Annotated in this window: 18 protein-coding genes; 11 read left to right on the top strand and 7 right to left on the bottom strand. The window is 63.9% G+C overall.

Going from position 1 to position 22,180, the window contains the following annotated elements:
- Positions 1 to 812 precede the first annotated feature (812 nt).
- The 8 genes from scpB to PO883_RS14530 all read left to right on the top strand — a co-directional run bounded on the left by scpB (position 813) and on the right by PO883_RS14530 (position 11,107).
- The gene (gene scpB / locus PO883_RS14495) at positions 813 to 1,616 is read left to right on the top strand and encodes an SMC-Scp complex subunit ScpB (protein ID WP_167086562.1); all 804 of its coding nucleotides are present in this window, start codon (positions 813 to 815) and stop codon (positions 1,614 to 1,616) included.
- A 34-nt stretch (positions 1,617 to 1,650) separates the two neighbouring features.
- Entirely contained in the window at positions 1,651 to 3,696 is a 2,046-nt protein-coding gene (locus PO883_RS14500; protein WP_289310404.1) for a pseudouridine synthase, read from the top strand.
- A 477-nt stretch (positions 3,697 to 4,173) separates the two neighbouring features.
- A complete protein-coding gene (gene rimP, locus PO883_RS14505) occupies positions 4,174 to 4,662 on the top strand; it encodes a ribosome maturation factor RimP (RefSeq protein WP_167086444.1) in 489 nt (162 codons plus the stop codon).
- Positions 4,659 to 6,224: a transcription termination factor NusA gene (gene nusA / locus PO883_RS14510; RefSeq protein WP_099874597.1), complete on the top strand. Its 1,566-nt coding sequence runs from the start codon at positions 4,659 to 4,661 to the stop codon at positions 6,222 to 6,224. The genes rimP and nusA overlap by 4 nt, the downstream gene beginning before the upstream one ends.
- A gap of 47 nt (positions 6,225 to 6,271) precedes the next feature.
- Positions 6,272 to 9,109: a translation initiation factor IF-2 gene (gene infB, locus PO883_RS14515; protein ID WP_289310405.1), complete on the top strand. Its 2,838-nt coding sequence runs from the start codon at positions 6,272 to 6,274 to the stop codon at positions 9,107 to 9,109.
- A gap of 96 nt (positions 9,110 to 9,205) precedes the next feature.
- Positions 9,206 to 9,685 carry a 30S ribosome-binding factor RbfA gene (rbfA, locus tag PO883_RS14520; RefSeq protein ID WP_289310406.1) on the top strand — a complete coding sequence of 160 codons (480 nt, stop codon included), beginning with the start codon at positions 9,206 to 9,208 and terminating at the stop codon, positions 9,683 to 9,685.
- 6 nt (positions 9,686 to 9,691) lie between these two features.
- Positions 9,692 to 10,615 (top strand): tRNA pseudouridine(55) synthase TruB, encoded by a 924-nt coding sequence (gene truB / locus PO883_RS14525; RefSeq protein WP_289310407.1) that lies wholly within the window; start codon positions 9,692 to 9,694, stop codon positions 10,613 to 10,615.
- A complete protein-coding gene (locus PO883_RS14530; protein WP_289310408.1) occupies positions 10,616 to 11,107 on the top strand; it encodes a hypothetical protein in 492 nt (163 codons plus the stop codon). It begins immediately after the preceding gene.
- Between the two features lie 66 nt (positions 11,108 to 11,173).
- Here PO883_RS14530 and PO883_RS14535 read toward each other — a convergent pair whose 3' ends face one another.
- From PO883_RS14535 to PO883_RS14545, 3 genes are read right to left on the bottom strand one after another with little or no spacing between them, the layout of a single operon-like run.
- On the bottom strand, positions 11,174 to 11,968 hold the full coding sequence (locus PO883_RS14535) for a MipA/OmpV family protein (RefSeq protein ID WP_289310409.1): 795 nt from the start codon (positions 11,966 to 11,968) through the stop codon (positions 11,174 to 11,176).
- Between the two features lie 23 nt (positions 11,969 to 11,991).
- A complete protein-coding gene (locus PO883_RS14540; protein WP_289310410.1) occupies positions 11,992 to 12,627 on the bottom strand; it encodes a response regulator transcription factor in 636 nt (211 codons plus the stop codon).
- On the bottom strand, positions 12,624 to 13,874 hold the full coding sequence (locus PO883_RS14545; protein WP_289310411.1) for a sensor histidine kinase: 1,251 nt from the start codon (positions 13,872 to 13,874) through the stop codon (positions 12,624 to 12,626). The genes PO883_RS14540 and PO883_RS14545 overlap by 4 nt, the downstream gene beginning before the upstream one ends.
- A 136-nt stretch (positions 13,875 to 14,010) precedes the next feature.
- On the opposite strand from PO883_RS14545, the gene PO883_RS14550 reads away from it, so the two are divergent.
- Complete coding sequence (locus PO883_RS14550; protein WP_289310412.1) at positions 14,011 to 14,784, top strand: hypothetical protein; 774 nt, start codon at positions 14,011 to 14,013, stop codon at positions 14,782 to 14,784.
- 11 nt (positions 14,785 to 14,795) lie between these two features.
- Here the strand turns inward: PO883_RS14550 and PO883_RS14555 are convergent, their stop codons facing one another.
- On the bottom strand, positions 14,796 to 15,329 hold the full coding sequence (locus PO883_RS14555; RefSeq protein WP_289310413.1) for a suppressor of fused domain protein: 534 nt from the start codon (positions 15,327 to 15,329) through the stop codon (positions 14,796 to 14,798).
- A 279-nt stretch (positions 15,330 to 15,608) separates the two neighbouring features.
- Between PO883_RS14555 and typA the strand changes: the two genes are divergently transcribed.
- Entirely contained in the window at positions 15,609 to 17,444 is a 1,836-nt protein-coding gene (typA, locus tag PO883_RS14560) for a translational GTPase TypA (RefSeq protein ID WP_167086434.1), read from the top strand.
- A 328-nt stretch (positions 17,445 to 17,772) separates the two neighbouring features.
- Positions 17,773 to 18,690 carry a prolipoprotein diacylglyceryl transferase gene (locus PO883_RS14565; protein WP_289310414.1) on the top strand — a complete coding sequence of 306 codons (918 nt, stop codon included), beginning with the start codon at positions 17,773 to 17,775 and terminating at the stop codon, positions 18,688 to 18,690.
- A gap of 119 nt (positions 18,691 to 18,809) precedes the next feature.
- Here PO883_RS14565 and PO883_RS14570 read toward each other — a convergent pair whose 3' ends face one another.
- From PO883_RS14570 to flgK, 3 genes are read right to left on the bottom strand one after another with little or no spacing between them, the layout of a single operon-like run.
- Entirely contained in the window at positions 18,810 to 19,823 is a 1,014-nt protein-coding gene (locus PO883_RS14570) for a hypothetical protein (RefSeq protein WP_289310415.1), read from the bottom strand.
- A 4-nt stretch (positions 19,824 to 19,827) separates the two neighbouring features.
- Positions 19,828 to 20,739, bottom strand: coding sequence for a flagellar hook-associated protein FlgL (gene flgL / locus PO883_RS14575; RefSeq protein WP_289310416.1), 912 nt, complete (start codon positions 20,737 to 20,739; stop codon positions 19,828 to 19,830).
- Positions 20,740 to 20,749: 10 nt separating this feature from the next.
- A complete protein-coding gene (gene flgK, locus PO883_RS14580) occupies positions 20,750 to 22,120 on the bottom strand; it encodes a flagellar hook-associated protein FlgK (protein WP_289310417.1) in 1,371 nt (456 codons plus the stop codon).
- Positions 22,121 to 22,180: the final 60 nt, after the last annotated feature.

Raw genomic sequence — 22,180 nt, forward strand, 5'->3', positions numbered from 1 at the left:
GAAATTTCCCGCGAACGAAACCGGCTCCCTCACGAATTCCTACAACCGGGGTCAGAGCTCTAACTAGAAATTAGTTGCATATGAAGGAATCTTTTAGCACCGGGGTCTGACCTCTGATTAGCAACTAATTGCGAAATCTGGCGTAGCACCGGGGTCTGACCTCTGATTAGCAACTAATTGCGAAATCTGGCGTGATAAACGGGATTTCGGCATGGTTGCTACTTGAGAATTTCGGTGGTGGGGCATCGCCTTCATGGAGCGGAGGCAGGGCAGGATCTGGGCAGCGCCGTTATCTGCTATTCGCCTGGCAACTAATTTCTAATCAGAGGTCAGACCCCGGTTGAAGTGTGTTTTGGATCTGGGTGGCAATTAATTGCTAGTCAGAGCTCTGACCCCGGTTTGGGGTGCTGGCGATTTTGGTGCAGGGCATTTGCAGGGGATTCTGACGCCCATGCTTGTCCTTTTCGCGCTTTTATCAGGTACAATGGCCGCAGTTGGAGGAAACGATGTCGATCGTTCGTGTAGTGCGCGCCCGGAGCTTGGCCTCCTTGCCGCTGCGGCGAACCAGCGTTTCTCTTGAAAATCAACGGTTTAGCCTCGCCAGGTATGCAGGTAGCCGTGTGGCAGGGTTCGCATCTCGCCACCAGTAATATTCCCGCCCAGCGCGCTTCGTCCCGGGCGACGGATTCCAGTTTCAACGTGTTTCTCTGCAAAATGGCGTCATTCTGTGACGCTCGCTGCCATGCGTTGAGTGGTATTTGTTTGATTTTTTCTCTGCAGACCTAATTGCAATATCCGCATACGACATCGTTATGAATACTGATGAGGCCAAACGGGTCCTCGAAACCGCTTTGCTCTGTGCGCGCGAGCCCATGTCGATTCATGGCATGAAGAAGCTGTTCGTCGATGTCGATGATCATGGCCGCCCGATGGGCGCCGGGGTCGGTGCCGATACCATCAAGATCATGCTGGAAGAATTGCGCCGCGACTGGAGCGAACGCGGCATCGAAATCGTCAGCCTGGCCAGCGGCTGGCGCTTCCAGAGCCGCCCGGAAATGAAGCAGTATCTCGATCGCCTGAGCCCGGAAAAGCCGCAGAAATATTCGCGCGCCACCCTGGAAACGCTGGCGATCATCGCTTACCGCCAGCCAGTCACACGCGGCGATATCGAAGAAATACGTGGCGTTGCCGTCAATTCGCAGACGATCAAGATGCTGGAAGACCGCGGCTGGATCGATGCCATCGGCCACCGCGAAGTGATCGGGCGCCCGGCCTTGCTGGGCACGACCAAGCAGTTCCTCGACGATTTGGGCTTGAATTCGCTGTCCCAGCTGCCGCCATTGCAGCAAATCAGCGACATGCGGGGCGGTCTCGAAATGGAAGCACTCGAGGCAGCCTTGCAGGAAAATTTTGATAAAGCGGCGGCCTCGGAGGCCGCAAACGACGATGGTGCAGGTAGCGGCGACGCGCAGGAGGAATTTCCTCCCGCCGTCGCGGATGCGGCCGGCTCCGATACTTCATCTCCTGAAGTCCTCATTCACGACCCTGCGCCAGAAATAACGGTTGACGCTGCGCCAGGTCAGCACAACCAAGAAACGAATAATGAATCCAACTAAACCGACAGAGACAAGTACCGCCGACGTAGCAGGCATGGATGAGGCCGTAGCCAAGCCAAAACGCCGCACCAAGGCACAGATAGAGGCGGACGCCGCCGCCGGCATCGAGGCGCCGAAAGCGAAGCGCGCCGCCGCTAAAAAAGCCGTCGCCGACGTCGAGGCCACCGCGCCCGCCGAGGCGCCAGCCAAGCCTGCCGCCAAACCGCGCGCCAAGAAGCTTGTTGCCGTTGAAGCGGCCGAGTCCGCCCCGGCAGCCGCCAGCGCCCCAGCCGCCGCGTCCGTGAGCGCCGCGCCAGCAGCCGGTACGCCCGCCGCCGGTATGCCAGCAAGCGACACGCCAGCCCCGGCCGCCCGCAAGCCGCGCGCGCCGAAAGCGGCCGTCGCCGATGGCGCGCCAGCGCCCGCCGCCGATGCCGCCGCCCCGGCCGCCGAGGGCACCGCCCCTGCGAACCAGGACCGTGGTCCACGTCCGCCACGTGGCCCGCGCCAGATGCGCGAACTGCGCGGCCAGCGCGAAGCCCGTATCCAGATGGAGCGCGCCGAATCGGGCGAGCCGGAAGTCGTCGCCGAAGCACCGGTCGAAGCGGTTGCCCGCCCCGAGCGCGGTCCGCGCCCGGAGCGCAGCCTGGACGCCAAGCCGCGCGTGAAAAAGAATAAAAAAGGCAATCCGGGCTTGCAGCACCACGGCAAGAACAAGATGAACGACGCCGATGCCGCGTTTTCGTACGTGACCTCGGACGCCTTCGACGCCAACGACGGCGGCCGCGCGCAGCCAGTCAAGCAGGTGCGGCGCGACCTCACTTCGGACGACGACGCGCCCAAGCTGCACAAGGTGCTGGCCGAAGCCGGTCTCGGTTCGCGCCGCGACATGGAAGACCTGATCGTCGCCGGGCGCGTCTCGGTCAATGGCGAGCCGGCCCACATTGGCCAGCGCATCCTGCCGACCGACGCCGTGCGCATCAACGGCAAGCTGATTCACCGCAAGGTCACCAGCAAGCCGCCACGCGTGCTGGTGTACCACAAGCCGGCCGGCGAAATCGTCAGCCATGACGATCCGGAAGGCCGTCCATCGGTATTCGACCGCTTGCCGACCATGAAAGCCGGCAAATGGCTGGCCGTCGGCCGCCTCGACTTCAATACCGAAGGCTTGCTGCTGTTCACGACCTCGGGTGACCTGGCCAACCGCCTGATGCACCCGCGCTACAACATCGACCGCGAATACGCGGTGCGTACCCTGGGCGAGCTGGAAGAGGGCATGCGCCAGAAGCTGCTGGCCGGCGTCGAGCTCGACGACGGCGTGGCCTCGTTCACCAAGATCGCCGATGGCGGCGGTGAAGGCATCAACAAGTGGTACCGCGTGGTCATCGGCGAAGGCCGCAACCGCGAGGTGCGCCGCATGTTCGAGGCGATCGGCCTGACCGTCTCGCGCCTGATCCGTACCCGCTACGGCATCATGACCCTGCCAAGCAACCTCAAGCGCGGTCGCTGGGATGAAATGGAAGAAAACACCGTGCGCGACCTGCTGGCCGCGTTCGGCGTCGAGAAAAAAGGCGCCGGCGGCGACGCGCGCGGTCCGAAAGGCCGCAGCGATGCCAAGCCGCGCACGGACGAGGACAAGCGTTCCGATGGCAACCGCATCGACCGCGTCGACGCCAACCGCAATGCCGATCCGTTTGGTCCGCCAAATGGACGTGGCGGTGCGGGACGCGGCGCCGCTGGCCGTCCGCAGGGGCGTCCCGGTGGCGCGGGCGGCGGCATGGGCGGCATGGGCGGCCAGCCGCGCGGTGCCGGCGGCTTCGATGGCCAGAGCCGTGGCCAGGGCCAGGGTCGCCCGCAGGGTGATGGACAGCCGCGTTCGGCGCGTCCGCAGGGCGATGCGCAGCCGCGCAGCGGCCGTCCGGGCGGTGGCAATGGTGGTAATGGCGGTAATGGTGGCGGGGCCAAGGGGCCGCGTCAGCCGGATCCGCTGCAAACGACCTTCGGTTTCGGCAATGCCGGCGGCGCTAATCGCCGTCCGCAGGGTCCGCAAGGCCCGCGTAGCGCCGATCACGGCATGCCGCGTCGCGGTCGCCGGGGTTAATTTTTTCCCTAGGCGCGCGTTGCGGTTACCGTTGGCGCCCGCGTTGCCCGCATTGCTCGCGTACACCGCGTCTCGTCGGCTCTGGCATTGCCAGAACCGACTTCCCGCGCAGGCGGGAACCCAGGTTTGCTCTGAAGCCAGTGACGGCACCGAGAACTTGGGTTCCCGCCTGCGCGGGAACGACGGAGGGTGTTGTTTTGTGTTCCCCGGCGCGCGCACGGATCTCCGCGCAGCACTCCTGGCGCGGCTTTTGTTTTAAGATTGATAAGTGTTGTATGCCTGTTCATTTACCCGTCATCGGATTGCGAACGGCCCGATAACAGGTTATAATCTGCAGCCTAATAAAAGTTCTTCCCACCGCAGACCGGTGCAAGTGCTTTCATCTGGTTGGGAGTATAGGAAGATGGGCAGATGCCCATTTTTTTTTTGGTGAATCGTTTTTAGTGGTCCCGCGGGACCGTGATCTGGAGAACTTGTTTGCAGCAGTTTGAATTAATCGCCAAGACAGTCAGTGGCCTGGGCTACGAACTCGTTGATGTCGAACGGGGCGAGCGCGGCATCCTGCGCGTGTATATCGATTTCACTGCAGCCGACGCGGCCGAAAAAGGCCCGATTACGGTCGAGGACTGCGCCACCGTGAGTCACCAGCTGTCGCACGTACTGACTGTGGAAAACGTCAACTACGAGCGCCTGGAAATCTCGTCGCCGGGGCTGGACCGCCCGGTACGCACCCTGGCCGATTTCGCGCGTTTCGCCGGTTGCGAATGCACCGTGAAGCTGCGCGTGGCCATGCCCGGCACGGCCGACCGCAAGACCTACACCGGTATCTTGCAGGCCCCGCAAGGCGAGAATGTCGCATTGGAATTTGAAAGCAAGGATGGTCCGGCGCTGTTGGAGTTTACGCTCGCCGACTTGGATAAGGCACGCTTGGTGCCGCAGGTGGATTTTAGGAGTCGCAAAGCATGAGTCGCGAAGTTTTGTTATTGGTTGATGCGCTGGCGCGCGAAAAAAATGTCGATAAAGATGTGGTCTTCGGGGCGCTCGAATTCGCCTTGGCGCAAGCCACGAAGAAGCGTTACGAGGGCGAAGTCGACATTCGCGTGTCCATCGACCGTGATTCGGGCGAGTTCGAATCCTTCCGCCGCTGGCACGTGGTGCCCGACGAGGCCGGCCTGCAGCTGCCCGACCAGGAAATCCTGCACTTTGAAGCCAAGGAAAACATTCCCGACATCGAAGTCGACGAATACATCGAAGAACCGATCGAGTCCGTCGAATTCGGCCGCCGCTTCGCGCAAGACACCAAACAGGTGGTCTTGCAGCGGGTCCGCGACGCCGAGCGCGAACAGATCCTGGTCGACTTCCTGGAGCGCGGCGACTCGCTCGTGACCGGCACCATCAAGCGCATGGAACGCGGCGACGCGATCGTCGAATCGGGCAAGATCGAAGCACGCCTGCCACGCGACCAGATGATCCCTAAGGAAAACCTGCGCATCGGCGACCGTGTGCGCGCTTATATCCTGCGCATCGACCGCAATATGCGCGGCCCGCAAGTGATCCTGTCGCGCACCGCGCCGGAATTCATCATGAAGCTGTTCGAGCTGGAAGTGCCGGAAATCGAACAAGGCTTGCTGGAAATTAAATCGGCTGCCCGCGATGCGGGTGTGCGCGCCAAGATCGCCGTGTACACGGCCGACAAGCGCATCGACCCGATCGGTACCTGTGTCGGCATGCGCGGTTCGCGCGTGCAGGCCGTGACCGGTGAACTGGGCGGCGAACGCGTCGACATCGTGCTGTGGTCGGAAGATCCGGCCCAATTCGTCATCGGCGCCCTGGCGCCGGCGAATGTGTCGTCGATCATGGTCGACGAAGAAAAGCATGCGATGGACGTCGTGGTCGACGAGGAAAACCTGGCGATCGCGATCGGCCGTTCCGGCCAGAACGTGCGCCTGGCCGCCGAGCTGACCGGCTGGAAGATCAATATCATGACGGCCGAAGAGTCCGAGAATAAATCGGCTCAGGAAACCGCGGCAGTCCGCGCGCTGTTCATGGAAAAACTCGACGTCGACCAGGAAGTGGCCGACATCCTGGTGGAAGAAGGTTTCGCTAGCTTGGAGGAAATCGCGTATGTGCCGATTTCCGAGATGCTCGATATCGAATCCTTCGACGAAGATACCGTCAACGAACTGCGGACCCGTGCCCGTGATGCGCTGGTGACTGAAGCAATTGCTTCGGAAGAAGGCCTGGAAGGGATGGACGAGCAGCTGGTTAACCTGGAAGGCATGGACCGCAACACTGCGGGCAAGCTGGGTCTGGCCGGTATCAAGAACGTTGAGGCGTTCGCGGCGCTCGCGTACGACGAATTCGGTGCCATCTTGGCGCTGGCGTCGGACCGTGCACGTGATCTGATCAAGAATGAATTTAATGATGTGACCGACGACGAGATGAAGCTGGTCGACTCAAAGTATGACGACCGCGCCAAGGCGCTGCAGGCGAAAGCCTGGAGCCTGGCAGAAGTGGCCAAGGCTTAATTTGAGTAACCTTATCATCTGTCTCGACACAAAGAAAAGAGGACTGAATGGCGAGTAACAACGTAGCCCAATTTGCCACCGAACTGAAGATGCCTGCAGATTTGCTGCTGACGCAGCTGCGTTCTGCCGGCGTCGATAAAAGTTCGACGTCAGATCCATTGTCGAAAGATGATAAGGATAAGTTGTTGGATCACCTGCGCCGTACCCACGGCACGGCGACCGACACCGAGAAGAAGAAAATCACGCTGACGCGCAAAGAAACCACTGAGATCAAGCAGGCTGACGCCACTGGCAAGTCGCGCACGATCCAGGTCGAAGTGCGCAAGAAGCGCACCTTCGTGCAGCGCGACGATCCGGCACCGGCGCCAGCGCCAGTGGCCGCCGCGCCCGTTGCACCGGTGATCGACGCGGCCGAAGTGGCGCGTCGCGAGGAAGAAGCACGCCGTCAGCAAGAGCTGATCGCGCGCCAGGAAGCCGACCTGCGTGAAAAGCAGGAGCGCCTTGCCAAGCTCGACGCCGAAAAAGAAGCCCAGGCCAAGCAGGCCGAGACCGACGCCAAGAAAGAAGCGGATGCCGAAGCGAAGCGCGTAGCCGCTGCCGCAGCGGCCGCCGCTGCCGGCGCCGACCAGGCTGCCGCCGAGGAAGCCAAGAAAGCTGCCGCCGACGAAGCCAAGAAAAAGGCTGCTGTCGCCGCGCAGGAAGCTGCTGCCCGCGCCGAAGCGAACGACCGCGCCCGCAAGGCCGTGGCCGACGAAGTCGCGCAGATCAAGGCCATGATGAATGCGCCGCGGCGTGCGATCAAGGCGCCGGAACCGGTTGCGCCGCCAGTGGCCGCGATCAAGCCGAAGCCGCCCGAAGGCACGCTGCACAAGCCAGCCGACAAGAAGCCGGGCGACAAGCCGGGCGAGAAGAAGCCGGTGACGGCGGACAAGAAGTCGATCAAGTCGGCCAATGTCTCGTCGACCTGGTCGGACGACGCGAAAAAACGCGGCGCGCCGGGCTCGATCAAGCCACGTGGCAACACCGGTTCGCCGGGTGGCCGCGACAGCTGGCGCGGTGGCGCCAAGGGCCGTCGTCCATCGCACAGCGATGACCGCGAAACCAATTTCCAGGCGCCGACCGAAGCGGTCATCAAGGACGTTCACGTTCCTGAGACCATCACGGTCGCCGAACTGGCACACAAGATGTCCGTGAAGGCATCGGAAGTGATCAAGCAGCTGATGAAGCTGGGCCAGATGTGCACCATTAACCAGGTGCTGGACCAGGAAACGGCGATGATTCTGGTGGAAGAGATGGGCCACAAGGCATTTGCGGCTGAACTCGACGATCCGGAAGCACTGCTGGCCGACCAGGGCGAACACGCCCACTTCGAAGCCGTCTCGCGCGCACCGGTGGTGACCGTCATGGGTCACGTCGACCATGGCAAGACCTCGCTGCTCGATTACATTCGGCGTGCCAAAGTGGCGTCGGGCGAAGCGGGCGGGATCACGCAGCACATCGGCGCTTACCACGTCGAAACGCCGCGCGGCATCATCACCTTCCTCGATACCCCGGGTCACGAAGCGTTTACGGCGATGCGTGCAAGGGGAGCGAAAGCGACTGACATCGTGATTCTGGTGGTTGCCGCCGACGATGGCGTGATGCCGCAGACGAAGGAAGCGATTGCTCACGCAAAAGCTGCCGGCGTACCGCTGGTGGTGGCGATCAACAAGATCGACAAGCCGGGTGCGAATCTGGACCGCGTCAAGCAGGAACTGGTTGCTGAACAAGTCGTGCCGGAAGAATACGGTGGCGAATCGCCATTCGTGCCGGTGTCGGCCAAGACCGGCGAAGGCATCGATGCGCTGCTGGAACAGGTTCTGCTGCAAGCCGAAGTGCTGGAACTCAAAGCCCCGGTCGACGCGCCAGCGCGTGGCCTGGTGGTCGAGGGACGTCTGGACAAGGGCCGTGGTCCTGTCGCGACGATCCTGGTGCAGTCCGGTACCCTGCGTCGCGGCGACGTGATCCTGGCTGGTTCCTCGTATGGCCGCGTGCGCGCCATGCTGGACGAGAACGGCAAGGCGATCAGCGAAGCTGGTCCGTCGATCCCGGTCGAAATCCAGGGTCTGACCGAAGTGCCGGTTGCCGGTGAAGAAGTCATGGTCATGGCCGACGAGCGTAAAGCGCGTGAAATTGGTCTGTTCCGTCAAGGTAAGTTCCGCGACGTCAAACTGGCCAAGCAGCAAGCGGCGAAACTGGAAAACATGTTCGACAACATGGGCGAAGGCGAAGTCAAGAATCTGCCGGTCATCGTCAAGACCGACGTGCAGGGTTCGCAGGAAGCGCTGGTCGGCTCCTTGCAAAAACTGTCGACCTCCGAAGTGCGGGTACAGGTTGTACACGCGGCGGTCGGCGGCATTACCGAATCCGACGTCAATCTGGCGGTGGCATCGAAAGCGGTCATCATCGGCTTTAACACCCGTGCCGACGCCCAGGCGCGCAAGCTGGCCGAGTCGAACGGCGTGGACATCCGCTACTACAACATCATTTACGATGCGATCGACGAGATCAAGGCGGCGTTGTCGGGCATGCTGGCACCGGAGAAGCGCGAGCACATCACCGGCCAGGTCGAGATTCGCCAGGTTATCCTGGTCTCGAAAGTCGGCGCGATTGCCGGTTGCCTGGTCACCGATGGCGTGGTCAAGCGTTCGTCCTCGGTACGCCTGCTGCGCAACAACATCGTGGTGTGGACTGGCGAGATCGACTCGCTCAAGCGCTTCAAGGACGACGCGAAAGATGTGCGCGCCGGTCTGGAGTGCGGCCTGTCGCTCAAGAACTACAACGATATCGAAGTCGGCGACGTCCTCGAAGTGTTCGAAGTTCAAGAGATCGCCCGTACCCTGTAAGGTCCACTGCAATACGTAGCGTGGAAAACGAAGCGCCCCTGTTCCGGGGCGCTTCGCTTTTCCACCTTACAAAATCATAAAGAGTAGTATACGAACATGGCTAAACACAGCAAAACCATTCCCGCCCGCGGCTTGCGCGTGGCCGACCAGATCCAGCGCGACCTGGCCGAAATCGTCGCGTACGGTCTGAAAGACCCGCGCATCGGCATGATCACCATCACCGAAGTCCAGATCACCCCCGACTACGCCCACGCCAAGGTGTTCTTCACCATGTTCAAGGACGACAAGGAAACGATCAAGAATACGGTCGATGGGCTCGGCGCCGCAGCCGGCTTCATCCGCAACCAGCTGGGCAAGCGCCTGCACATCCATACCTTGCCGATGCTGCACTTCGTGCACGACACCTCGACCTCGCGCGGCATGGAAATGTCGCTGCTGATCGACCAGGCCAACGCCACCCGCGCGGCCGATGCCGATCCGGACCCGGTTCCGGACCCGGTTCCGGACCCGGTTCCGGACCCGGTTCCGGTGCCTGAAGAGACGTCGGCTACCGCCAGCAAACCCGACACCGAATAACGCGGCATGAAACAAGCCCATATCAAACGCGTGCGCGACCTGGTCGACGGCGTGCTGCTGCTCGACAAACCGGTCGGCCTGTCGTCCAATGACGCGCTGATCAAGGCCAAGCGCGTGCTCAACGCCAAGAAAGCCGGCCACACCGGCACGCTCGACCCGTTCGCCACCGGCTTGCTGCCGCTGTGCTTCGGCGAAGCGACCAAGTTTTCGCAAGACTTGCTCGAAGCCGACAAGACCTACGAAACCACGGTCCACCTGGGCATCACCACGACCACCGGCGACACTGAAGGCGAAGCGATCGACATGCGCGACGTCGACGTCACCCTGGCCCAGATCGAAGCCGTGCTGCCGCGGTTCCGCGGCCCGATCATGCAAGTGCCGCCAATGTATTCGGCGCTCAAGCGCGACGGCAAGGCCTATTACGAGTACGCGCGCGAAGGCATCACGCTCGAACGCGAAGCGCGCCCAGTCACCATCCTCAAGCTGGAACTGATCTCGTTCGAAACGCCGCTGCTGAAGTTAGCGGTTACTTGCAGCAAGGGCACCTATATCCGGGTGCTGGGCGAAGACATCGGCCACGCGCTCGGCTGCGGCGCCCACCTGATCCAGCTGCGCCGCACCCAGGTCGGCGCGCTGACCGTGGACGGCATGGTGACCCTGGAAGCCTTGCAGGCGCACGCGGAACCATTGAGCCTGCTGGCACCGGTGGATGCCTTGCTGTCGAGTTTCCCGGCGCTGCAATTGACCGGGGAACTGGCCAAGCGCTTCCTGCAGGGCCAGCGCCTGGCGCTTGGTAAGGAATCGCTCACTTTGCCGGAAACGCTCGGCCGCGTGCGGGTGTATCACGACACCCGTCTGCTGGGCACGGCGAACTTGCAGGAATACGCGATCCTGGCGCCCGAGCGCCTGATCGCCGCCTCGCACGCGTAAATGCCGTTCACGCCCTTCCACCTTGGACCCGGTGCGGCGATGAAGGCCGTGGGCGGGCGCCATTTCAGTTTCATGGTGTTTGGCGGCGCGCAAGTGCTGATCGACATCGAGCCGCTGGTGGGCCTGATTCAGGGCGCCGACATCCTGCACGGTCCGACCCATACCCTGGCTGGCGCGCTGCTGATCGGCGGCGTGGCCGCGCTGACCGGCAAACCGGTCAGCGAGTTGGTGCTGCGCATGCTGAAGATCGCCCATCAGCCGATCAGCTGGCTGGCCTCGTGCATGGGGGCGTTCCTGGGCACGCTGTCGCACATCATGCTCGACGCCATCATGCACAGCGATATGCATCCGTGGCGGCCGCTGTCGAGCAGCAATGGCTTGCTCGACCTGGTGTCGGTGAATGAATTGCACCTGGCTTGCCTGGTGCTGGCGCTGCTCGGGGGCGCGGTGGCCGCCTGGCGGCTGTACAAGGCAAGCCGGCAGCGGCCGTGATTACCCTGATTAGCCCGTCGCGCCCGCGCCAAGGCGGCACTCAGGGGCGGCCCCCGCTTCATCACATCACCAGTGATAGGTCAAGACCGTGAACAAGGAGGTACTGCCGCGGGTTTCCACCAGCGGGCTGTCGAGCGCATTGCCCATCAGGCGCGAGGCGACCATGCCGCTGCTGAGCGCGTACTTGGTGCTCAAGTCGATATTCCAGCGCAGCGACAGATAGATGTCCTTGACCCCGCCTCCGGCCCGGTACACCGGCTTGCCGCTGCGCGCGGCCTGCGCGGGCGAGATGCCGAAATACGATTGCATGTAGCTGTGGTTGACCACGTTCATCCCCACGCCGGCATTGAGCGACTGGTGGGTACCGAGCCGCATGCTGTAATTGGCACCCAGATTGAGGCGCACGCCGCCGTGGTCATCGCTTCCTCCGTACAGGACGTTTGAATGGAAGCCGATGTTGTGCGCCAGCTGGTAACTGGCAAACGCCCCCGCCTCGATCCCGAGCTGGAATTTGCTGTCCTTGTCGTCGCCACGGTGCGAGCGCGCGCCATAGGTGAGCAGGGGGCCGTACTTGAACATGGGATCTTCCGACAGCTGCATGCCGACTTCGCCCGGCTCGGCAAAGATGCCGTTGCTCCACTGGGCTGAGATACTCGGCAGCACAATGGCTTTCATCCCGCTGCGGCCCTCTTTCGCTGGCACCAGCGCGGCGATCAGGCTGATGTCGACATCCGTGGTTCCTTCCGGCATCTGGGTAGTCGGCGACTGCGCCGCCGCTGGCAGGCAGCAAGCGGCCAGGGTCGTGAACGTGGCGATGGAGGCGAAGCTGGCGCAGGCGCGCGCCCGGGTTGGAATGGTCATGGTTTCCTGTGGAAGTGCGTTGGTCAGATGTAGCCGAGTTCGAGCCCGCGCAGCACCGCGCGCACGCGGTCGCGCACGGCCAGTTTGGCAAGGATGTTTGAAACGTGATTCTTGATGGTGCCTTCGCTCGGCCCCAGCGCGGCACCGATTTCGCCATTGTTCAAGCCGGCCGCCATCAGCGCCAGGATTTCAGTCTCGCGCGCGGTCAGGCGCGCGCCGACCTCGGCCGGCATGCGCGTGCCGCCAGCCTGTTCGTAGGCGGCGCGCGTGCGTTCGGTCAGCCCCGGACGGAACAGGGTGGCGCCGGCGGCGACGCTGCGGATGCCCTCGGCCAGGCGTTCGAGTGAAATATCCTTGAGCAGGAAGCCGCGCGCGCCGGCGCGCATGCCGTCGAACAGCGCTTCGTCATCGTCGAAGGTGGTCAGGAGGATGGTGGGCGGCAGCAAGCCCTGCTGCCTGCGCAGCAGTTCGATGCCCGAACACAGCGGCATGCGCACGTCCAGCAGCAGTACATCGGCCTGGGCCTGCGCGATCACGCCCACGGCTTCATCGCCATTGGCCGCTTCGGCCACCACGCGGATGTCGTCGGTCAGGTCGAGCAAGCCGCGGATGCCGCTGCGCACCAGCATCTGGTCGTCCACCAGCACCACGCGGATCATGCTCCCGCTCCCGATGCCGGCAGGCGGATGCCGAGCGCGAAACCATGCCGCGCGCCATTCGCGGCGTGCAGGCTGCCGCCCAGCTGGGCCAGGCGTTCGCGCATGCCGCGCAAGCCATTGCCTTCGGCCGCGCCGCCGCTGCCACGGCCATCGTCGGCGATGTCGAGCAGCAGGTCGCCGCCGGTGTCGCGCCGCAAGGCGACCGTCATGACGGCCGCGCCGGCGTGCCGGATGGCATTGCTGACCGCTTCCTGCACCGCGCAAAACACCGCATGCGCGACCGCCGCCGAATCGATCCCGAGCCGCTCGCCGATGCATAGCTCGATGCGCGGCGCCGGAATGCCGGCGCACAGGGTTTCCAGCGCCAGGCGCATATCGATATCGCACCCGCCGCGTTCGCTGCTGACCAGCAGGCGCACGTCGGCCAGCAGGGTGGCGGCCAGGCTGCTGGCCGTGGCCAGCGAGGCCGGGGCTGCGGCGCCGGCCTGGCGCTTGGCCAGGTCCAGGTGCAGCTTGAGCGCGGTCAGGTGATGGCCGGCCATATCGTGCAGGTCGCGCGCCAGGCGCATGCGTTCACTGGCGCGCACCGCTTCGCCCAGCAGGGCCTGGGTCGCCTGCAGTTGCGCGTGCGCCGCGGCCAATGCCACCCGTGCGCGCCGTTCGCCCAGGGCCACATGCACCACCGTCGTGACGACGGCCATGATCATGGCTTCGCCCGCCGCCAGCATGCACGCCATGACGAAGCGTGCGTCGGACATGGGCAGGTCCAGGATCACCAGCAGGGTTGCGCCCGACGAGAACAGGGCCGCCGCCGCCAGCCAGCGCAGCGCGCTGCGCAGCGGCAGTGTGCCGAGCTGGGCGGTGAAGACATAGACCAGGCCCATGTCGCCGACCACTGCCAGCACCAGTTCCAGCCCCAGCGCCGCCGGCGAGCGCAGCACGGCCGGCCAGGCCGGCCCGCTGGCGCGCAGCCAGGCCAGCGCGGCCAAGCCGATGGCGCAGCCGGTGCGCAGCAGGCGCACCAGCAGGGCGGTCAATTCCATGCGGTCGGTGCCGGCGCTCAGCGCCGATGGCGGCGTGGTGAAGTGGTTGGCGACGATGCTGGCCAGGCGCCCGGCCACGCTATGGAGCGCGTCGAATTCGACCTGGTAGCTCCACAGCAGCGCGCAGCCCGGCCCCGCCACCAGCAGGCAAGCCAGCGGCCATACGGCGCGGGGAAACAGTTTATCGAATCGGGATGTCATCATGGCGCTGTGTGTGCGCCGGGAGCGCTTGCTATCGAGGTGGCAATTCTACGTGACGCGGCGCGGCGCGGGTCAGTGCCGGAAGTCATGCGGCGCCTCTATCTTGTGGCACATGGCGGCGCGCCCGCGCTGGACTAGAATGGCACTCCCACTTTCTGTATTGCCATCGATGAAAACGCTGACGAAATTGCTCCTGCTTGCCGCCTGCCTGCCGACCGCCGTGCCGGCCGCCGATACTGTCGTTACCGATCCCGTCGTGACGGTGGAGATCAACGCGCAGCGCGATTCCGAATGGATCGGCTACCGGCGTGCCTACAAGGCGGCCGCCTTCTTCGCCCCGTTCGTGCGCACGCGGCCCCTGATCCAGGCCCACTTGCAGGTGCGGCCGCAGCGTCCCGAGGTGCCACTCGACGGCCTGCGCCTGAGCGTGGCGGGCGCGCGCACCCGCTTCGAGGTGGCGGTCGACGCCATCGGGCGGGCCGAACTGCCGATGGAAAAGCAGGCTTACGAAGACGACGCCGTGATCACCCTCAACCGGCAAAAGGGCAACTACTATTTCAGCGGGCGCTACAGCATCCGCGAGCGCGACGACGGCGTGTACGGCGCCAGCCTGCTGCGCGAGGCCTGCGAGCAATTGCTGGCGGCCCAGCGCGCCTCGGGCTACCGCATGCGCCTGTTCGGCAAGCAATGCGCCGGCATCAAGATCGTGTATCCGGCCGGTTCCGCGCCCGAGGTCGCGCTGGAGGCGGACGGTGCGCCGCCGCGCCTGCTGGCGCCGGCCGAGGCCCACCCGTTCGAGGATGGCTCGATGGGCCTGTACCAGGTGGTGACGGTGCGCTTTGCCGACTTGCCGGCCGGGGCCAGGGTGACGGCCGCCACGCGCCCGCTGGCGATCGGCACCTTGTACGAATAGCGGGACGGGCCTTAGCCGATCGTCAGGCCGACGACCTGCAGGAATTCGACCCGGCCGTTGACCGTATCGATGGCGGGCAATTCCGGGTCGCTGGCAAACGCCATGGAGCAGATGGCGGTAGGTGTACCGAGCGCAATCGGGCCGTTGGCGGTCATCCAGTGGCCGTCCGCGAACACGTTGCCGGTGCGGAAAACGTAGCGCGCCAGGTTGTGCATAAAATTGAACGGCCACGACGGCGCTTCGGTCTCGCCGGGCAGGGCGAGCAGGCGCAAGGTCAGTTCCAGGCCATAGCCGCTGTCGTCCGGGTCGCCCGACTCCTTACCGTACAGTTCCGACAGGCCGTAGGTGACGTAATGCCAGTGCGGCAGGCCCTGCGTGCTGCGATAGACGCTGATGCCGTCCAGCGGATCGCCCCCGCCCATGCTCGCGCGCAGCACCGTTCCCACATGGCGCGGCTGCTGGCCGGGATACAGTCGCGCCAGGCTGGCGTCGATGGCGTCCCAGCCATCGTGGGTAGTGTCGCTGCCGGCCTGATCGCTCATCATGATTCCATTTGGTAAAGAGAGGGCGATGATGCGACGCATCGGCGCGACTCGGCAATCGCGGCGCGGTGAGCTTGTCATGCTGCTGACACGAAAAGCAGTCACAATTGCACCGGAGCGGTGCATGCCTGTGGTGAAAAAAGCAGCAAGCCATTGAAATTGCAGGGCTTTTCAAATTGGTGGTGCGCAATACAGCGGTTTAGCATGCTATACTAGTCGGTTCCTGATTTAAGCAGCACCGTACACCTTCGTACACCACGTACATTTCCGTTCCTTACGACCATGTCAAATTCAAAACGCGCAATTCGTAACATCGCTATCATCGCCCACGTTGACCACGGCAAAACCACGCTCGTGGACAAGCTGCTGCGCCAATCCGGTACCTTCCGTGAAAACCAGGCAGTCGAAACCCGCGTAATGGATTCGAACGACCTCGAAAAAGAACGTGGCATTACGATTCTGTCGAAGAACTGCGCGGTTGAATACAACGGCACCCACATCAACATCGTCGACACCCCAGGCCACGCCGACTTCGGCGGCGAAGTCGAGCGCGTGCTGTCGATGGTTGACTCGGTGCTGCTGCTGGTCGATGCGCAAGAAGGCCCGATGCCACAGACCCGCTTCGTGACCCGTAAAGCGCTGGCGCTGGGCCTCAAGCCTATCGTGGTCGTCAACAAGATCGACCGTCCGGGCGCACGCGCCGAATGGGCGATCAACCAGACGTTCGAACTGTTCGACAAACTGGGCGCCACCGACGAACAGCTCGACTTTCCGGTCGTGTTCGCATCGGCCCTGAACGGCTACGCCAGCCTCGATGCGGAAGTGCGCGAAGGCGACATGACCCCGCTGTTCGAAGCCATCCTCAAGCACGTTCCTGTGCGTGACGACAATCCGGACGGCCCGCTGCAGATGCAAGTGACCTCGCTCGATTACTCCTCGTACGTCGGCAAGATCGGCATTGGCCGTATCTCGCGCGGCCGCATCAAGTCCGGCCAGGACGTCATCGTCCTGAACGGTCCTGATTCGACCCCGATCAAGGGCCGCATCAACCAGGTGCTGAACTTCAAGGGCCTGGAGCGCGTGCTGGTTGACGAAGCCGTCGCCGGCGACATCGTGCTGATCAACGGTATCGACGAAATCGGCATCGGTTCGACCATCTGCCAGCCGGACACCCCGGACGCGCTGCCGATGCTGACCGTCGACGAGCCGACCCTGACCATGAACTTCATGGTCAACAACTCGCCACTGGCCGGCCGTGAAGGCAAGTTCGTCACCAGCCGCCAGCTGCGCGACCGTCTGGACCGCGAACTGAAAGCCAACGTTGCGCTGCGCGTAGCGCCGACCGACGACGACACGATTTTTGAAGTCTCGGGCCGTGGTGAGCTGCACCTGACGATTCTGATCGAAAACATGCGCCGCGAAGGCTTCGAGCTGGCCGTATCGCGTCCACGCGTGGTGTTCAAAATGGTTGATGGCGTGCGCCACGAGCCGTTCGAGCAACTGTCGGTTGACGTTGAAGAAGCCAACCAGGGCGGCGTCATGGAAGAACTGGGCCGTCGTCGTGGCGACCTGCAAAACATGGAATCGGATGGCAAGGGCCGTGTTCGTCTCGAATACAAGATTCCTGCGCGTGGCCTGATCGGCTTCCAGGGCGAATTCATGACCCTGACCCGCGGCACCGGCCTGATGAGCCACGTATTCGACGAATACGCACCGGTCGACAACTCGAAAGGCGAAATGGCTGGCCGCCGCAACGGCGTGCTGATCTCGCAAGACGACGGCGCGGCGGTTGCTTACGCAATCTGGAAACTGCAAGACCGCGGCCGTATGTTCGTGGTGCACAACGATCCAGTGTACGAAGGCATGATCATCGGCATTCACTCGCGTGACAACGACCTGGTCGTCAACCCGATCAAGGGCAAGCAGCTGACCAACGTGCGTTCCTCGGGGACCGATGAAGCGGTGCGCCTGGTACCGCCGATCCAGATGTCGCTCGAATACGCGGTGGAATTCATCGCCGACGACGAACTGGTCGAAATCACGCCAAAATCGATCCGCCTGCGCAAGCGCTATCTGAAAGAGCACGAGCGTAAAAAAGCTGGCCGCGATTCCGCGTAATTGACGCCCACGGAGTGCCCCGCATTCCGTAGCGACAACGCCTTCCCCTGGGCTTGCATCGACACGATGCGGGCCTGGCGGAAGGCGTTTTGCATTTCAGCACAACCCAGCACCACCGGGGTCTGAGCTCTGACTCGGGGTCTGACCTCTGACTCGGGGTCTGACCTCTTGACTCGGGGTCTGACCTCTGATTCGAAACATTTCTTCATCTGACTCGGGGTCTGACCTCTGATTCGAAACATTTCTTCATCGGGGTCAGAGCTCTGACTTGAAACATTCCTTCATCGGGGTCAGAGCTCTGACTCGAAACATTGCAGAAAGAATAGGCATGTCGTATCCGTATTTAAGCGATGTCATCAGGGACCTGACCGGCATCGACCTGCCGTTGCCGATCGCCACCTTCGGCTTGCTGGTGGCGTGCGCCATCATGGCCGGCGCCGAGTGCCTCAAGCGCGAGCTGGCCCGGCTGTACGCGGCCGGCCGCATCGGTCCGGCACACAAGCGCGTCAAGGGTGACGCTGGCGTGGTGAGCGAGGTGGCGGTGCCGCCGCAGGAGATCGTCAACGATCTCGCCTTTGTCGTGGTGCTGGTGGGCGTGGTCGGCGCGCGCCTGTTCCACATCCTGGAGCATACCGATCAGTTTATGGCCGATCCGTGGAGCATGATTTTCAGCCGTTCCGGCCTGAGCGTGTTCGGCGGGCTGATCCTGGGCACGGTGGCCGGGGTGATTTGCGTGCGCAGCTGGAAGTTGCCGATCCGCCCGCTGCTCGACGCGGTGGCGCCGGCCATGATGCTCGGTTACGCGCTCGGCCGCGTCGGCTGCCAGGTGTCCGGCGACGGCGACTGGGGCACGGCGGCGAACATGGCGCTGAAACCCGAGTGGCTGCCGACCTGGTTCTGGGCGCAGACCTACGACAACAATATTTTCGGTGAGGTGCTGGCGGCGCCGGGCGTGTATCCGACGTCGGTGTACGAGACGGTGATGGCGCTGGCTTGCTTCGCGCTGCTGTGGAAGCTGCGCAAGCACCAGTTCAAAAGCGGCTGGCTGTTTTCGGTGTACCTGGTGCTGGCGGGGCTGGAGCGGCTGCTGATCGAGCAGATCAGGGTCAATCCGAAATTCGCCTTGGGAAGTGTTCAGGCCAGCCAGGCCGAGATCGTGGCGCTGGCGCTGGCGCTGGCGGGCGCGGTCGGCGTCCTGCTGTTAAGCCGTCGCAGCGGCGCGCTCCAGGCACCTGAGGCGTTCTAGCTGAATGCAACATCGCAACACCGGGGTCAGAGCTCTGACCCCGGTTGTAGGGAAAATCAGGCCGGGGTCGGACGAATCGACATTGTTGCTAATCAGAGGTCAGACCCCGGTGGGGCTGGTCAGTGCAGGCCGAGCAGGGCGAGGACGCGCTCGCGGCTGATGCCGACCAGCGCCGACGTCAGCGCCAGCAGCGATTCGTAGTTCGGGGTGCTGGCGGTGTCGGCGAAATCCTGGGCCATCACTTCGATGTCGGCCGGCGGCGCCTGGTCGACGGCGGCGCGGCTGGCCGCCGCACTGAGCGCCTGGCTGGCCGCATCTTGCGAGCGCCGTACTTGCGCGAGCGCTTGCACGACTTCATGCAAACTCTGGCGCAGGGCGTCGGCGTTGCTGGCTCCCCATTGCTGCGGCATGACGACGTCGGTATCGGCTTCCACCGCAACCCGCCCCACACCCTGGATCGAGAGCGAATCGCGTACCATCGGCCAGGCCGTCTCGGGCGTGCTGAAGACCAGCGCGCCGCTGCCGTCGGCGCTCACGCGCATATTGGCCGGGGCCAGCGCGCGGTCGAAGCGCACCACGATGTCGTCGCGCGTCATGGACGGGTCGACCGTCACCGTCAGCGGCTGGGTGTTGCCGCCCACCGAAAACGACAGGGTTTGGCCGGCCCCGGCGGTGAGCATGTCGAGGTTCAGGCCCTTGATGCGGAAGCGCTGGCTGGCCGGCGCCGGACTGCTGAAGCTCAGGCGCGCGTCGACGCTGCCGCCGCTCGCCTGGCGCCGCTTGTCCATGGTCGCGCCAAGCTGGCGCAGATGGGCTTCGATGGCGCCGCTGTCGCCACGGCGCGCGCTGAGTTTGGCACTCAGCTCGCCCTTGAGCGCTTGCAGCTGGCCGGCCACCTGTTCCAGGAAATCGAGCGCTTGCTGGGCGCTGGCGACGTCGCCCTGCAGCTGGTGGTCGACGCTGGCCAGGCCGCGCCGCAGCGGGGCGGGGGCGCTGCGCGCCGGCGCCACCGGGGTCAGCTGGGGCGGACGCCCCCCTGGCGTGGCGCCCGGGGCCGCCTCGCTGCGCACGCCGCTGCCGTTGGCGCCGGCCGGGCCGCTGGTACTGCCGGTGGTGGGACGGATCGCTTCCATGGCGTCACAGCGCCGCGAACAGGGACAGGTTGCCTATCTTCGTATAGGCCTTGTAGGTCGCTTCCAGTGCACTGGTGTAGCCGCTCAGCTCGGTCGCGGCGAGGCCGTAGTCGAGCTGGCCGATGTCGGTCAGCGCCATCTGGTTCGACAAACTCACATTGCTGTGGTTTTCGTCGAGCGTGCTGAGGATGTTTTGCGAGCCGCCCAGCACCGCGATCTTGCCGGAAATGAGCTCGAGCGCGCTGTCGAAGCCGTCCAGGTTGGCCGCCAGGGTGGCCCGGGTGGCCGGGTCGTTGGCGCTGGCGCCCGGCGCGCTGAGCGCGGCCAGGGTCATGTCGAGCTGGTTGAGCATCGTTTCGATGCCGCTCATATTGCCGTTCGCAACCTGGGTGATGCCGTTGCCGACCACCACCGTCTGGTCGTTGGTGTTGCCGGCGTAGCTGTAGCGCGAACCGATTGCGGCGGCCGCGTTGTAGGCGATCGGGGCGGTGCCGGTCTGGGTGCCGGAAAACACATAGCGCCCTTCCTGGTCGATCGAGTTGGCGCTGTAGAGCAGGCTTTCGCGCAGGGCGGTCAGGGGCGAGACCATGGCGGCCAGGTCGGCCGGGGCGTTGCCGCCGTCGGACGACCAGACCAGCAGGTCGCGCCCTTGCATCATGTCGTTCACCATGCTGCCGAGGTAGGCTTCATTCTTGGTCAGGCGAATCTTGAGCGCGGCGATATTGTCGCGGTACTGGCCGACGGCGGACTCTTCGCGGTGCAGGCGCGACATGCGCACCGTGTCGACCGGGTCGTCGGACGGCAGCAGGATGCGGGTACGGCTCGCCATCTGCTGGTTCACGTAGCTGATGCGCTCCTGGTTTTGCTGGAGCGAGATATTCATCGTCGCTTGGTATTGGCTGGTGGCAATCCGCATACGTTTCTCCTTAACCCATCATGGCCAATGTCGCATCGAACAGCGAATTGGCTACTGACATCACTTTCATGTTCGCCTGGTACATATTCTGGTACTCGACCAGATTGACCGCTTCCTCATCCTTGTTGACGCCGCTGGTCGAGGTCCAGTCGTCCATCGCATGGTTGCGCATGGTCTCGGCGGTGGCCAGGGCCACACGGTTTTGCTGGCTGTCGACGGCCAGCTTGCCGACCAGCTGGGAATCGGCGTCGCTGATCATGACCGAACCGAGCGCGCCGATGTTGACCGCCTGCTTCTTGATGTCGATCATTTTTTGCAGGTTGCCGCTGTCGCCAGGGGTATTATCGCCCGAAAAGGCGAGGTCGGCGGTCTGGTAGCCGGCCGTGACCTGCAGCATGTTCGAGGGGCTGCCCGGGGTGAACACGAACAGCGGGCCGCCGGCCGTGCCGTTCATGGTGTAGCCGGCCGCCAATTGGGTGTTGACCTTTTGCGCCAGCTGCTGGGCCAGGTCGGACACGCCTTGCTGCATCGGCAGCAGGATGTCGCGTTCGTACAGGCCGAGGCCGCCGAGCTGGGCGCCGACCGCCGTCTTGTCGAGCTGGAACGAGGAACCGGCGAAGTCGACCCGCAGGTTTTGCGCCGCGCCGCCTTCGGCCACCAGGGTGGCGGCGACGTTGCCGATCACCAGCGCCTGGCCGGTCTTGAGTGAAATGCTGCGCGTGCCGTCGGGCTGGTCGGTCACTTCCAGGCCGACCTGGGTGGACAGGGCGTCGATGGCCAGGTCGCGCGCGTCGACCAGGGTCGAGGTGCTGCTGCCGGAGGCGGTGGCCAGGCCAATCTGGCGGTTCAGGTCGGCGATGGTCTGGATCGAGGCGTTGGCCGACGCGACAATCGCGCCGCGCTGGTCGCGCAAGGATTGCAGCTGGCCGTTGTAGACATTGTTCATGCTGTTGAAGCGCTGCGCCATGGCGCTGGCGGCGGTCAGCACTTGCTGGCGCAGCGGGGTCGAGGTGGGGTCGACGCCGGCCACCGCGTTGAGCGCCTGGAAGAATTTGTCGACCCCGTTGCTCAGGCCGGCGTCGTTGTCGCCCATGACCCGTTCGAGCTGGGTCAGGTAAGGCTGGGTCTGGGAATACTGGCCGACGCCGGAAGCGGCGCGCCACAGTTGCTGGTTCTTGTAGCCATCGGAAAAACGCAGCAGGGAATTGACCGCCACCCCGCCGCCGGCCGACTGGGTGCCCGTCTGCGGACCCACCGCGGTCAGCAGTGCCGACTGGCGCGTGTAGCCCTTGGTTTGCAGGTTTGCAATGTTCTGGCTGGTGGTCTGGAGCGCGAGTTGGGAAGCCAGGGCGCCGCTGAGGGCGTTGTTCATGATGCTCATGGTGTCACTTCTTTCTCGATGGGCCGGCAAGATGGGGCCACATACTGACAAGGCGACCGC

Origin of the sequence: Massilia sp. DJPM01, from assembly GCF_030348125.1 — a bacterium.
GTDB lineage: Bacteria > Pseudomonadota > Gammaproteobacteria > Burkholderiales > Burkholderiaceae_D > Telluria_A > Telluria_A frigida.